The organism is Faecalispora anaeroviscerum (assembly GCF_947568225.1).
GTDB lineage: Bacteria > Bacillota > Clostridia > Oscillospirales > Acutalibacteraceae > Faecalispora > Faecalispora anaeroviscerum.
The window spans coordinates 2168656-2182828 of sequence record NZ_CANOOQ010000001.1 but is presented as its reverse complement, the minus strand read 5'-3'; the positions used below and the strand labels follow the sequence as shown (position 1 = coordinate 2182828).

11 protein-coding genes are annotated in these 14173 nt (G+C 48.8%); 8 read left to right on the top strand and 3 right to left on the bottom strand.

Features of this window, described 5'->3' with window-relative positions:
* Positions 1 to 323: 323 nt before the first annotated feature.
* Positions 324 to 854, bottom strand: coding sequence for a dCTP deaminase (gene dcd, locus QOS46_RS10805; RefSeq protein WP_283609641.1), 531 nt, complete (start codon positions 852 to 854; stop codon positions 324 to 326).
* 218 nt (positions 855 to 1072) lie between these two features.
* On the opposite strand from dcd, the gene QOS46_RS10800 reads away from it, so the two are divergent.
* From QOS46_RS10800 to QOS46_RS10765, 8 genes are all read left to right on the top strand, one after another.
* Positions 1073 to 1549: a pyridoxamine 5'-phosphate oxidase family protein gene (locus QOS46_RS10800; protein ID WP_283609640.1), complete on the top strand. Its 477-nt coding sequence runs from the start codon at positions 1073 to 1075 to the stop codon at positions 1547 to 1549.
* A gap of 166 nt (positions 1550 to 1715) precedes the next feature.
* Positions 1716 to 2591: a gamma-glutamyl-gamma-aminobutyrate hydrolase family protein gene (locus tag QOS46_RS10795; protein WP_283609638.1), complete on the top strand. Its 876-nt coding sequence runs from the start codon at positions 1716 to 1718 to the stop codon at positions 2589 to 2591.
* A gap of 818 nt (positions 2592 to 3409) precedes the next feature.
* Positions 3410 to 4207, top strand: coding sequence for a glutamate racemase (gene murI / locus QOS46_RS10790; RefSeq protein ID WP_283609636.1), 798 nt, complete (start codon positions 3410 to 3412; stop codon positions 4205 to 4207).
* A 414-nt stretch (positions 4208 to 4621) separates the two neighbouring features.
* Positions 4622 to 5878 carry a sodium/glutamate symporter gene (locus QOS46_RS10785; protein WP_283609635.1) on the top strand — a complete coding sequence of 419 codons (1257 nt, stop codon included), beginning with the start codon at positions 4622 to 4624 and terminating at the stop codon, positions 5876 to 5878.
* A 321-nt stretch (positions 5879 to 6199) separates the two neighbouring features.
* Positions 6200 to 7549, top strand: a complete 1350-nt coding sequence (gdhA, locus tag QOS46_RS10780) for an NADP-specific glutamate dehydrogenase (protein ID WP_283609634.1) — start codon at positions 6200 to 6202, stop codon at positions 7547 to 7549.
* A gap of 102 nt (positions 7550 to 7651) precedes the next feature.
* Positions 7652 to 8617: a hydroxyacid dehydrogenase gene (locus QOS46_RS10775; protein WP_283609633.1), complete on the top strand. Its 966-nt coding sequence runs from the start codon at positions 7652 to 7654 to the stop codon at positions 8615 to 8617.
* Between the two features lie 492 nt (positions 8618 to 9109).
* Positions 9110 to 10399 (top strand): sensor histidine kinase, encoded by a 1290-nt coding sequence (locus QOS46_RS10770; protein WP_283609631.1) that lies wholly within the window; start codon positions 9110 to 9112, stop codon positions 10397 to 10399.
* Positions 10396 to 11241, top strand: a complete 846-nt coding sequence (locus QOS46_RS10765; RefSeq protein ID WP_283609630.1) for a response regulator — start codon at positions 10396 to 10398, stop codon at positions 11239 to 11241. Before QOS46_RS10770 ends, QOS46_RS10765 begins: the two co-directional genes overlap by 4 nt.
* A gap of 581 nt (positions 11242 to 11822) precedes the next feature.
* Here the strand turns inward: QOS46_RS10765 and QOS46_RS10760 are convergent.
* Positions 11823 to 12656, bottom strand: coding sequence for a 3-hydroxyacyl-CoA dehydrogenase NAD-binding domain-containing protein (locus tag QOS46_RS10760; protein ID WP_283609629.1), 834 nt, complete (start codon positions 12654 to 12656; stop codon positions 11823 to 11825).
* 213 nt (positions 12657 to 12869) lie between these two features.
* Positions 12870 to 14054 carry an acetyl-CoA C-acetyltransferase gene (locus tag QOS46_RS10755; RefSeq protein ID WP_283609627.1) on the bottom strand — a complete coding sequence of 395 codons (1185 nt, stop codon included), beginning with the start codon at positions 14052 to 14054 and terminating at the stop codon, positions 12870 to 12872.
* Between the last annotated feature and the right edge of the window lie 119 nt (positions 14055 to 14173).

The window sequence follows — 14173 nt, the reverse complement described above, 5'->3', positions numbered from 1 at the left end:
TTTTCCAAAAATTGCAAGATGAATTGCAAAAGCGAGAAAAATGATCACCTTTAGTGCAAACGTGCCGGATTTTTTAAATCCGGTTATTATTTTGTTCTGGGTAGAAAGACCGTTTTCCACACTTTATCCAGCCCTTGTGGAAAAAGACAAGGGCCTGCTTCTTTTTGAGCGGATACCGAAAATTTGATTCTTGAGTATATAGAGCATTATTATATAATGAAAAAGGTTTGAGGGAATTTGAAAAGCAAACACTTTGATTTTGAAATGAAAAAGAAGGCTCCAAAACGGAGCCTTCTTTTTTTAAGTTAAGTGCAAACGGAGCGTTATTTCTGGTTCTTCTCAAAGTCTTTATACAGCAGGCTGGGCTGAATCCCTTTGTTGTTCTGGTATTTGCCGCTGCAATACGCGTCGTATTCCCCATTGAGTGTATGGTAATAAATCTGGCAGACCTCTACGTCCGGGTAGATGATCAGTGGCTGTACAACGAAAATCTCCAGTGTCCAGAAGCCGGCAAAGCCCACATCGCCGAACCCTGCCGTGGCGTGGATGCACATCCCAAGCCGGCCGATGGAGGAGCGCCCCTCCAGCATAGGCACAAACCCTTCGGTTTTTGTGAATTCCCGGGTGCGGCCCAAATACAAACGGCCCGGGGCCAGAGTAAGGCCCTCCGGCGGAATGGTAATCAGAGTTGCGGGGTTGGGGGTTTTCATATCCAGCACGGGGGCGTCGTAAACTAAAAGCTCATTGTGCAAGGATAAATTATAGCTGTTCGGGTTCATCTTCGTTTCATCATACGGGTCGATGATGATTTCTTTGCCCAGATGCTTTAGAATCTCTTTTCCCGATAATATCATGACGAAAGCGCTCTCCTTTGTGCGGTCGGTATTTGCTGCTATTGTACCACATCACAGATTTTGTGTAAAGAAAAGCGCTGCGGCGTTTCTGCTGAAACGCTGCAATGGGCTTGCGTGCTTCTTGTATTTTTCAGGGAAATAAGGTATCATGCACGCAAGAAGAACTTTTATTTTAATATCAATTAAAGACAGAAAGGACAGGATTCATTATGCGTCCTATGAGAAAAAAAGAAAGACAGATTACAGAAGACGAGGCTTATCAGATTCTGGAGAACGCCGAATATGCAACGCTCTGCACCGTAAACGCGGACGACGGGGCGCCCTACGGAGTGCCGATTTCTTGTGTGGTGAAGGACCGCGTTATTTATATTCACATGGCAAAGGAAGGCCAGAAGCTGGACAACCTGAAAAAGGATTCCCGCGTCTGTGTGACGTGTGTTGGTCAGACTCTGCTGTATCCCGAGCAGTACACCACCGATTTTGAGAGCGCGATTGCGACCGGCCGGGCGGAGTTTGTCACAGACCGCGACGAAAAGATTCAGGTGCTTCGAATACTGTGTGACAAATACGGCCTGCCGGATGGCGGCATGTTTCTGAAAAAGAAGATTGAGGGCGGCGTAGACCGCATGGAGATCGTGAAAATTCCGGTGGAGCAAATTAGCGGCAAGGCTCGCTGGAGAAAGCCAAAGCCTTAAAATTTTTTTGTCGGTCATTGTAGTTTTTTGTATTTTTGTTGCATTATTTTGAATACTGTGGATTACTTTTAGTAAATAAGACTTCTTGCAGTATATCATTCGGTGCTTTTTCAGGATGTGCTCTGTAAGAGGTCTAATTTATTACCATTCAAAAGGAGAGGAAAACATGGAAAAGGTCAAGAAAATTAGCGCACTTCTTCTGGCAGTGTCCCTTAGCATTTCAATGGCAGCCTGCAATGGTTCCTCAACTCAATCAAAAGCTCCGGAGAGCTCCGCATCGCCTGCGTCGTCTGCGGTGAAGGCAGACGACACCAAAGTCAAGGTCGGCGTTTCGTGGGCAGCCGACAAAGTCGACGAGTACATACAGATGTATGCTGACGCGGTGACAAAGGCCGGCGGCGAGCCTGTCTTCCTGCCGCAGATTAAAACGGAAGCCGAAGCCAAAGAAGCCCTCAGCGAGGTTTCTGCACTGGTCATGACCGGTGGCGAGGACATCGATCCCCAACTCTATTATAATGAAAAGCCCGACCCGAAGCTCGAAACGGTAAACGCTGCGCGTGACACCTCCGATTCCTTGCTTTTGAAAGCTGCAATTGCGGCGGATATGCCAACTTTGTGTACCTGCCGCGGCATGCAGTTCCTCAACGTAGTTTGCGGAGGGACGCTGTATCAGGATTTCCCCAGTATGCATAAATCCGACGTTCAAGTCATTCACCGCGACCCGAAGGGCGAAGTATTTGTCAAGCACCAGGTCAACGTGGATGCGAACAACCTGATTGCGGACGCGTTTGGCGGCAAGGGGGAATACACCGTCAATTCGTGGCACCATCAGTCCGTTAAGGATTTGGGCAAAAACCTGAAAATCGTCGCGAAAGCCCCTGATGGGATTGTTGAAGGCATCGTGAAGGAAGACAATACTTATATTGTAGGCGTTCAGTTCCACCCGGAAGCTATGGTCGCGGAAGGCAACAACAGCTTTTTGGAATTTTATAAGGATCTGATTGATCAAGGTGAGAAAGAAACAGTAAAAAAGGCAGCATAACAATTAGATTTTCACACAAAGGGGCGGCCGGGGTGGCCGCCCCTTTGTTTTTTTCCTGTTGGTGAGGAAAGAAAACCGACTGCTCCCTGTTATTATTGCGGAAAAAGTGCAATTTCTAACGAGGAAAAAGACCGTATTTACACTCAGTTCAAAAAAAATTCATATTTTTTTAATTTTTTTCAAGAATTATTTGTATTCATTACGAGGACAGAAGATGGAAATTGCAAGGCCCAAATTTGTTACCTTTGTATAGAATGTTTTTAGGGTGCTACAGATAGAAACGTGCAAAATTTTTAGATACTTCATATTACATCAAAATACTACAAAACCACAGGAATCAATATATGGTAGGGTACATACACATAAACAGACTCTGGGAAGAAACAAACTTTTATTGGAACAAGTTGGCCAACTGCGCCGCAGGCCGAGGCGGCAAAAAAGGGATAGGAACGGTGTTCTTGCGTTTTCGGCATGATTGTACTCTATGCACTGCCAAAGAGAGAGATTGCGGTTGGAGAAACGGCTCATGCCGTGAGGAGGGCGGTATGGCCCGCAAAATGAGAGACTGGCTTCGAGTGATACAAGGGATAGTAAAACAAAAGAAAAAAAGGCTCGAAACAAGGGAAAAAAAGGAGACTACGTTATTGTAAAAGTAGAATTTACACGTGTCCGTGAACAGAGGACAAACAAAGGCGGAATCCACCGCTGATCGCCGTTTTCAGCCTATTGCCTTTGCAAAACAAATGCACTATAATAAGGGCGTGAATTTATTTGACGGTCCGGACAGGCAACTGCCCGGCGGCACAAAGGAGGCTGTTATGTCAAACTTAAAGGGCTCCATTGGGGTAATGGATTCCGGCATTGGCGGGCTTACTGTTGCGAAAGAAATTCAGCGTATCCTGCCTCATGAGGACATCCTGTATTTTGGCGATAGCGCCAACTGTCCTTATGGGAACAGAACTGCGGAGGAGATCACAGAGCTGAGCCGTAAAATGCTCCGTTTCCTGGGCGACCGTGAAGTAAAGGTTGTCGCGATTGCCTGCAACACCATTTCCACTCTTGTCGACGTACTTACACCGGGTTTTGATTTTAAGATCATCGGCATTGTAGATCCTTCAGCTGCATATGTGGTGCATTCGGGAATCAAAAGAGTTGGCCTGATTGCCACGGAATTCACCGTTGCATCCGGTAACTACGATAAGCTGATTCATCGGCTTGATCCGGAGGTTCAGGTGACCGGCAAGGGCAGCCCGCTGCTGGCGGGGCTGGTTGACAGAGGTGACTTCAATCAGCACGACATTAACACTGAAATCCGCACCCAGATCGACAACATTTTGTCCAGAGACCCTCAGGTTCAGCACGTCATTTTGGGATGCACGCATTATCCCATTATTGAAAAGAATTTCAAAGAATGCTACCCTGAGCTTTCCTTCATAAATCCGGCCCTTGAGCAGGCCAATGTTGTTCGCGATTACTTGACGGAAAAGGACTCTCTGGCGCAAGAGGGAGAAGGCAGCTTTACCATTTGCACTTCGGGTGACCCGGAAGTTTACGTTCAGGTTGCAAAGCGCATTGGAATGAAGGAGCCCACTTCCACAGCTCACATCGCTCTGTAAATAGAATTTGTATTCCGTTCTATTGAAAGAGCGAGCAAAAATCAGAAAGCTTTATGTACATAAGATGAGCTTTCACGGCGAGTAAGAACGTGTGCGGCCCTTGTTTCGTATTCCACCGCTGAGAATGGCTTTGCCGAATGTTTCAGCGGAAGCGGGAAGAGGATTCCGACACAGAGAAGGTGGAACTCGTAAAAAACCACAAGGTTGGTAACAGTGGAGCGACTCCAGCAAGGTTTTTTGGCAGAATAACGGGAAAAAAGCCTATTATTTGGGCATGTTGGATGATAATCGCTTCGGCGTCAAATGTTTTTTATTAATTTTTTGACGTTATTGTATTTTTCTGTAGCATTTTGACATTGTGGTGTCATACTTACAGACAACCAAATTTCTATTGTTGTAGGAGGAGATTAGTTTATGGGCGTTTTAAAAGGAGTCCTTGATATCGGCACGAGCGATGCCGGTATGACCACAATCGGTCTAAACATGTACTTGGCGGCAGGTCTTGCGGCACTGTTGTTCTGGCTTGGTAACTGGACGGTTGAAAAAGTTCGTTTTCTGAAAGAGAAATGTATCCCAGCGCCTCTAGTAGGTGGTTTGTATTTCGCCATTGTGAATACAGTTCTCACCGCAAGCGGTGTAATGACCATTTCGTTTAATGACACGTTGCAGTCCTTCTTTATGTTGGTATTCTTCTGCACCGTTGGTTTCACAGTTAGTATTCCGATTCTCAAGAGCGGCGGCAAGTCGATCCTCGTCATGTTGCTGCTGGCAACTGTGATGATCTTCCTGCAGAACTTCCTGGGCGGCGGTATTCTGGCTGCGTTCGGCCAGGACCCCAGACTCGGCGTTGCGGCTGGTTCCACCGCGCTGATCGGCGGCCCCGGTACGGCGGCTGCATTTGGTGCAACCATGGACGCTTCCATTGCTGATGGCGGCTACAACATGGGCGGCACAGGCACTATCGTAGGCGTTACCGCAGCTGTTTTCGGCTTGGTAATGGGTTCCGTTATGGGCGGCCCCACCGCTTACAGAAGAATTAAGCAGTTCAACCTCAGATCCTCTGAAGCCGCTCTTGAAGACGGCGAAGATGGCGAGACCTTTAAGAGCACCAGTGCTGACTTTACTCAGGCAGCAATGCTCCTCGCGGTTGCGATCGGTATTGGCCAGCTCGTTTCTGTTGGTTTGAAAGCGGCTACCGGTATTACACTCCCTGGATACATCGGCGCCATGCTCGTTGCTGCTGTGATGCGCAATGTCAATGACTCCAGAAACAAAAAGTACCCGGGCGATGAGATCGACACAATCGGCGGACTTTCCCTGAACCTGTTCCTGGCAATGGCCATGATGAGCCTCAAGCTGTGGAAGCTGGTAGATTTGGCACTGCCTTTGATTGTTGCTCTGGTAGCTCAGATTATTCTGATGTATCTGTTCTCCTACTATGTAGTGTTTAACGTAATGGGCAAGAACTACAACGCTGCGGTTCAGACCGCCGGCTTTATCGGCTTCGCAATGGGCGCTACCTCTAACGCGATGGCAAACATGCAGGCGATTACAAAGCAGTATGGTCCCGCAAGAGAAGCTTATTTCGTAATTCCTATGGTTGGCGGCTTGTTTATCGACTTCGTCAACGCGGCTGCGATTACCGGTTTCCTCAACTGGTGGACTCCGTGATCTGATTGCCCTGAGTTTTCGTTATCAATGAATTTCATTTTCTAAAAAAAGTGTGTGTGTGGTTCTGCCGCCCGGGTAAAATAACCGGGCGGCAGAGCGTGGAAAAAACGATTATCGGTTGTTCTGAATGATCTGTGTGGTTTCAGGAAGAACACCGTTTCGCATTTTCTGAAAATAGCGACGTTTTTTGGACAAAATAGGTATTGGCAAATTGCTTTTTGGGAAAGTGCTTGCACTGAGCCAGGAGCTTGCGAATCCTTTTTGTATATTTACGAAATTTTCCCTATTTTTGGAGAAAAATTTTTTATGGAGGTCTTTGTTATGAACGCGTATGTTGAAAGAGTGTTGGAAGCAACACAGAAGAAAAACGCCAACGAACCCGAGTTTCTGCAGACAGTTGAAGAGGTTCTTACTTCTTTGGCTCCCGTGGTGGCTGCCCATCCCGAGTATGAGAAGGCTGGCCTGCTCGAGAGAATGGTTGAGCCCGAGCGCACCATCGAGTTCCGTGTAACCTGGGTTGACGATGCCGGCAAGGTAAACGTAAACCGCGGCTACCGTGTACAGTACAACGGAGCAATTGGCCCCTACAAGGGTGGCCTGCGTTTCGCTCCTTCCGTAAATCTGTCTGTCATCAAGTTCTTGGGCTTTGAGCAGACCTTTAAGAACAGCCTGACCACTTTGCCTATGGGCGGCGCTAAGGGCGGTTCCGATTTCGATCCCCGTGGTAAGAGTGACGGAGAGATTATGCGTTTCTGCCAGTCCTTTATGACTGAGCTGTATCGTCACATTGGTCCCGACATCGACGTTCCCGCTGGTGACCTGGGCGTAGGCGGAAGAGAAGTTGCTTTCCTGTATGGTCAGTATCGCCGCATCCGTGGCGCTTTCGAGAACGGTGTTATCACCGGTAAGGGCCGTTCCTTCGGCGGCAGCTTGATTCGCCCTGAGGCTACTGGCTTTGGCGCTATCTACTATGTAAACGAAGTTTTGAAACATGAAAAAGACACCATTAAGGGCAAGACCTTCGCAGTCTCTGGCTTCGGCAACGTTGCTTGGGGCGCTGTAAAGAAGATTGCGGAACTGGGCGGCAAGGCTGTTACCATTTCTGGTCCTGACGGCTATGTATACGATCCCGATGGCATCGTAACCGACGAGAAGATTGACTTCATGCTCGGTATGCGTTCCAGCGGCCGTGATAAGGTTCAGGATTATGCCGACAAGTTTGGCGTACAGTTCTTCCCCGGCGAGAAGCCGTGGGGCCGTAAAGTTGATGTTATCCTCCCCTGCGCTACTCAGAATGACATCAATATGGACGAGGCTAAGAAGATCGTTGCGAATGGCATTAAATACTACATCGAAGTTGCCAACATGCCCACCACCAACGACGCTCTGGTATACCTGATGAGCCAGAAGAATATGATCGTTGCTCCTTCCAAGGCTGTTAACGCCGGCGGCGTTGCAGTTTCCGGTCTGGAGATGTCCCAGAACAGCGAGAGACTGTCTTGGACTGCGGAAGAGGTTGACGAGAAGCTGCATCAGATCATGAAGAACATCCACGATTCTTCTGTTGCTGCTGCTGAAGAATTTGGCCTGGGTTACAACCTGGTAGCCGGCGCGAACATCGCGGGCTTCAAGAAGGTTGCCGACGCAATGCTGGCACAGGGCATTTTCTAAACAAACCAAAACATTTTAAATTGGTTGATTGAGATAGGCGGGCGTTTATGCGCCCGCCTATTGATTTATTGCAAGGATATGGGCAAAAGGAGAACGTGAGTTATGAAGTATAAGGTGCTGTTTTTAAAGGAACTGGATGTTTCCGGCAAACAAATTCTGTGGGATGACGGCGCTGAGGTCATCGTGACCAGCGGACATTCTGAAGATGCTTTCATCAAAGAGATTCGAGAGCACCAGGTAGACGCCATGATGTGCCGTACCGAAATGGTTACCCCCGCTATGATGGATGCTTCCCCGAACTTGAAGGTCATTGCGAAGCATGGTGTGGGCCTGAACAACATTGACATGGAATATGCCACAAAGAAGGGCATCCAGGTGGTTTACGCACCTTTGGGAAACACCAATTCTGTTGCAGAGCACGTGCTGCTGCTAATGTTGATGACCGCCCGGCGTTACAGACATGTTGACCAAGAATTCCGCAGCGGTAACTTTAATGTTCGCTACACTCTGCAGGATACTTTTGAGCTCGAGAACATGACCCTGGGGATTCTGGGTTGCGGTCGCATGGGCCAGATCATCGCCAACAAGGCGGCTCTGGGCTTTGGGATGAGAGTGATCGGCTACGACCCCTATGCCAAGCAGGAGCACATGAAGGCTCCCGTCAAGCTGCTGGAAAACAGAGACGATGTGCTGGCCCAGGCCGACGTTATCAGCCTTAACCTGCCCTCCCTCCCCTCTACCCGCGGCAGCATCAATTATGCAGCTTTTCAGAAGATGAAGCCCAAGGCTCTGTTTATCAACTGCAGCCGCGGCGACGTTGTCGTAGAAGCTGACCTGATTAAGGCTTTGCAGGAAGGTATCATTCTGGGCGCGGGTCTGGACGTATTCGATCAAGAAACAATCGATTCTACCAACCCCATGCTGGAGATGGACAACGTGATCATGACTCCTCACACTGCCGCTACAACCCGTCAGGCTGTTGTGCGCTGCTGCTCCACCGCTGCGCAGGGTATCGTAGAGGTGATGAACGGTAAACCCATTACTTTCCCGGGCAACAAGGTCAATTAAGTGGATATTGGTCTCTCCTGTATTCGTTTTGAATACGGGAGATTTTTTTGCGCACACTTTTCCCGGTGTTTGAAAGGCCTTTGCGCCCCACTGTCGAGTGGAAAAAACAAAATTTAATGGTGCAGAAACGGGTGAATTATTAATGTTCTTTTTGGTTAAAATACTGCAAAAAAATACATAAAAACGAAAGCGATAATTTGGTATATTTAATCAATAAAATTTTAATTTTTGTTAGAAATAGCTTGATGAAATACGAGAAAATACATAAAAAGTCACTCTTTTTCAGCTTCTCTTTCCACATAGTTGATTTTACAAAAAGCTATGGTATAATTAAAATGAAAAATAAAAAAGGGATTTTAAGAAGTATTATCCTTTTAAGAGAGGCGGTTTTCTCTGCGCTTACACGAATCTGCGCAGGCAGGCGTATCAGGCAGTGCCGGGTAGAATATAAGCAAAGAAAGGGAGAATATGATTGCGGTAAGGGGAGAGGAAATGAATGATTTAAAGAACTGGAAGCGAACGTTGCTGATTGCGGTTATTGTGACTTTTTCCTCTCAGTTGTATTTCAATTTCTTTACAGATAACTTTCGTATTTCAGCAGCTGTCATCTTGTTTCCTGTTTTACTCATGACAATTGCCAAGGATCAAAACTCGGCGGCAGTTGGCTGTGTGACAGGCGCAATGGTCTTTGTGGTGCGTTTATTTCTGATCAGCTCGGGAATTGCTCAGCTGCAGGATAACGTGACGGTTGCGCTGATTGGCGGTTTGTTTTATGTGGCCTATGGGTTGCTATTTTCGCTTTTTATAAAAAACAAACATACCATTCCGTTTCAGCAGATGATCGTTGGGATGGTGCTCAGCGATTTCTGCGCGAATATTTTCGAGGTCGGGCTGCGAACGGGAATGCGGTATAATAGTCTCGATACGCAGGTCTATTTTTATTTGTTTGGAATCGCGGTAGCGCGTACGATTATTGCGGGTTCTATTCTGCTTGGCGAGCAGAATTATCGCGCCCTGATGAAGAAAATGGAGCATGAAAACCGCTACCAGCGCCTTTATCTCATGACGACTCGTCTGAAAAACGAAGTGTACTTTATGGAAAAGAATACCGACGAAATTGAGTCAGCGATGAGTAATGCTTATCGTCTGTATGAGAAGCTGTCGGGACTGGATCTTAACCCGGAGTTGAAGAAAACGGCGCTTTCAATTGCCCGCGACGTGCACGAGATTAAAAAAGACTACATTCGAATCATGCAGGGTATACAAAAAGAGATCGATGAGCAGTACAGTGAAGAAGAGATGGGGATTCGCGATCTGCTGCAAATATTAAAGGAATCCACCTACCGCCTGCTGGAGGCCCGCAGGCTCGACATTCAGTTGGATTTTAAAGTAATGGACGAGTTCGTTACCGGCGACCACTACGCGCTGATGCTGGTTCTGATGAACCTAGTGAACAACGGCATCGAGGCAATCGAGAAAAAAGGGCACAAAGGCTGGATTCTGGTTTCGGTGCAAAAGCAGGACAATCAGTTCTGCTTCACAGTGACCGATAATGGACCCGGAATCCCGAAGAAGGATATGGACCGAATCTTTCAAATGGGGTTTTCTACGAAATTTGATGAAGAAACGGGGAATATCTACCGAGGGGTAGGTCTGTCGGGGGTACAGATGACGGTAGAGGAAAAATTCCACGGATTGATTGAGGTTAAATCAGAGCTTGGGGTTGGGACGGAATTCCGTGTAATGATCCCCGCGGAAATGCTGGAGGAAAGAATAATATGAATTTTTATATTGTAGAAGACGATTTGTCGGTGATCAATAACCTGGAAGATATTATTGAAAGCCATAACTTGGGCAGTGTGTGCGGCGATTCGGAGGGCAGGACTCCCAACCCGGAAGAGATTATGGCACTGAATCCGGATGTGGTGCTGGTAGATTTTTTAATGCCGAATGTGGATGGAATTCAGCTCGTCTCTGCCCTGCGTGAAATGGGTAGTACAGTCAAGTGCATCATGATCTCTCAGGTTTCGAATAAGGAGCTGATTATGAAGGCCTACAACGCGGGAGTAGACTTTTTTATCAGTAAGCCGATCAATGTAATCGAGATCAAGAGAGTCATTGAAAACATTACCCGGCAGATTCAGATGGAACAGACACTGTCGAACATTCGCAAAATGTTTCAGGTGGATGTGGGAGCCGCGTCCCCCGTGGAAAAGGACGACAAGGATACTCCTGTGCGCAGACTGCAATATATTCTGAATCAGCTTGGCATGTCCGGCGAGAAAGGCTCCAAAGACATCGTCACCGTTTGCCAGTATTTGTACGATCATGAAAAGACCAGCATGGCCGAAGAGAACATTGGCAAGCTGTGCGAAATACTGAGCGATAACCCCAAGAGCATGGAGCAGCGGATTCGACGCGCGATTGCGAAGGGCATGTCGAATTTGGCCAACCTGGGCATTGAGGACTTTATGAATGACACCTTTACGCGGTACTCCAGCACGTTGTTCTCCTTTGAGGGAATCAAGACGGAAATGGATTTTATTCGCGGGAAGCGTTCTGCCGGTGGAAAGATCAACATCAAAAAATTTATCAATGGTTTGCTGGTGTTTATGGATCAATAAAAGTGCAGAAGCGCCGCCCCAATGGGGCGGCGCTTCTGCGTTCTTTGCGATTTATTGCGGGGCTTCCCGTAGAATTCTGCTGGAGCAGGCTTGCCCCTCATGCCGGGGCGGGCACTTACTTTCGTGAAAGGACGAAAGTAAGCAAAGGCCTTCCAAAGGGCACCTTTGGAATCCGTTTCTGGGGAACAATTCCCGATCGTGCAAACAAAAGCTAACCGTAAGGCGCTCCATTGAAAATGCCCACTCTCCGAGCTTGATCTGGAAATAAGTCTTGCCGTCCCGTCTGTCGGCGGGCATTTTCAGAGCGCTCTCGTCAGCTCGTAGTTTTTAAGAGCGGCTTCGCCGCATTTGCTCTGCAAATCGACAAATCGGAACGATGGTTGAATTTCTAATCGAAGCTGCCGTAAGGTGGACCCCTTCCCCGAGCCAACGAGAGCGCTCGGTAATGGTGCACCGCCTCTCTCCTTTTCATTATAATATAGAAAAAGAGAGAAAGTTCGCTATGCGGTCAGAAAACCCAGACATTTCCAACGGAGAATGGAAATGCCTGGGTTTTCTTCAGTTAGCATGGTGAAATCAAATTAATAAGTATAGAAACCTTTGCCGGTTTTTCTGCCCAGCAGGCCGCCGCGTACCATTTTACGCAGCAAGGGATGCGGGCGGTATTTGGGGTCGCCTGTCTCGGACTCCAAAACCTCCATGATCGCAAGGCAGATGTCCAGACCGATCAAATCGCCCAGAGACAGCGGGCCCATCGGATGGTTTGCGCCCAACTGCATTGCAGTGTCGATATCCTCGGCAGAGGCGGTTCCGTCTGCATAAATACCGATCGCTTCGTTGATCATCGGGATCAGTACGCGGTTTACGATAAAGCCCGCGGCATCCTTTGCGATGACCGGAGTCTTGCCGATTTCTTTGGCAATCTCGGCAATGCGGTCAACCAGCTCTTGAGGAGTGTTCAGGCCGACCACGATTTCAACCAGCTTCATCACAGGCGCCGGGTTGAAGAAATGCATGCCGATCACAGGGCGGTCCAGTTTAGAGGAAAGCTCTGTTACAGACAAAGAGGATGTATTGGTGGAGAAAATAGTCTCTTTTTTGCAAATGCCCTGCAAAGCCAGGAACAGCTCGCGCTTGGCCTGCATGTTTTCAATTGCCGCTTCCACGACCAGATCACAGTCCGAAACCTTTTCCTTCAGGCCGGTTGTAATTTTCGCGAGAATCGCATCTTTCTTGGCCGCTTCCATTTTCCCTTTGGAAACCAGCTTTTCCAGATTCTGCTGAATCTTCTTCTTACCGTTTTCAGCAAAGCTTTCCTGAATGTCGCACAGGACAACCTCGTAGCCCTCTGTAACAGCAAAAGCCTGAGCAATACCGGAGCCCATGGTTCCGGCGCCGATTACGCCAACTTTCATATGGATGACCTCCTGTTTCTATCATTTCTCCTCCCGTGGGTAGCCGTTACACCGGCACGCCCCCTCGGGCGGGACACCGGGTGCTTCGGAGCCGGGCAAAATTCACCCGGACGGCGGAGAACCATTCGAACCAAATGAAACGGGAGCGCCCGGGCGGATTGCTCCGCGCGGGACGCTTGACCGAACAGTGGTTGCAAAAACCTCTACTCGCGATTATAAACCTTCTACAATGGTGGAAACGCCCATACCGCCGCCTACGCACAGAGTGGCAAGGCCCTTACCGCCGCCGCGACGCTGCAACTCATACAGCAGGGTGCAGAGGATACGGCAGCCGGAAGCGCCAACGGGATGACCGATCGCGATCGCGCCGCCGTTCGGGTTGACCTTCTCTTTGTTCCACTTCAGCTCCATGCCTACGGCCAGAGCCTGTGAGGCAAATGCTTCGTTGGCTTCGATGACTTCCATCTCGTCGATGCCCATGTCGAGCTTTGTGAGCAGCTTCTTAGTGGAGAAAGCCGGCCCAATGCCCATGATGGCCGGGTCTACACCAGCCCAGGAACCGCCAACCCATCTGGCGATGGGCTTTACGCCCAGTTCTTTTGCCTTTTCGGCGCTCATAACGATCACAGCGGCAGCGCCGTCGTTAATGCCGGAAGCATTCGCAGCGGTAACAGTACCGTCTTTCAGGAATGCGGGCTTCAGGCCGCTGATGCCCGCAACCGTTACACCGGCACGAGCCTGCTCATCGGTAGAGAATACCGTTACAGCGCCCTTTTTGCCGGGGATCTCCAGGGGAGCAATTTCAGCGTCGAACTTGCCGGCCTTCTGTGCGGCTTCACATTTATTCTGGCTCCATGCAGCAAATTCATCCTGCATTTCGCGGGTAATGCCATATTTCTTTGCCACGTTTTCGGCGGTTACACCCATGTGGTAGTCGTTGAACGCATCCCACAGAGCATCGTTTACCATGGTATCAACGATCTTGTTGTTGTTCATTCGGTAGCCGAAACGAGCCTGCTGCAACGCATAGGGAGCAGCGGACATGTTTTCCATACCACCGGCGATGATGACATCCGCTTCACCGGCACGAATGCGGGAAGCAGCAACGTTTACGCTCTGCAAACCAGATCCGCAAACCTGGTTCAGGGTCAGCGCGGGAACCTCCTGCGGCAGACCGGCAAAAATAGCAGCCTGGCGAACCACGTTCTGGCCCAGACCGGCCTGAATAACGCAGCCCATGAGAACCTCGTCTACGTCTGAACCTTGAATGCCGGCTCTTTTCAAAGCCTGCTCAATTACAAATGCGCCAAGGCGGGGCGCCGGTACGCCGACAAGGCTTCCTCCGAATTTACCAACTGCCGTTCTGACGGCACCTGCCAATACGATTTCTGTTGCCATAATGGTGCTAACCTCCTAAATTTTTTGGTCGGGTCATTCCGCCGCAGAATAAGGAATACACAGCGGGTTTTCAATGGAAAGACGCCTGCCAAACATTTCACAATAAGGAATTCATTCTG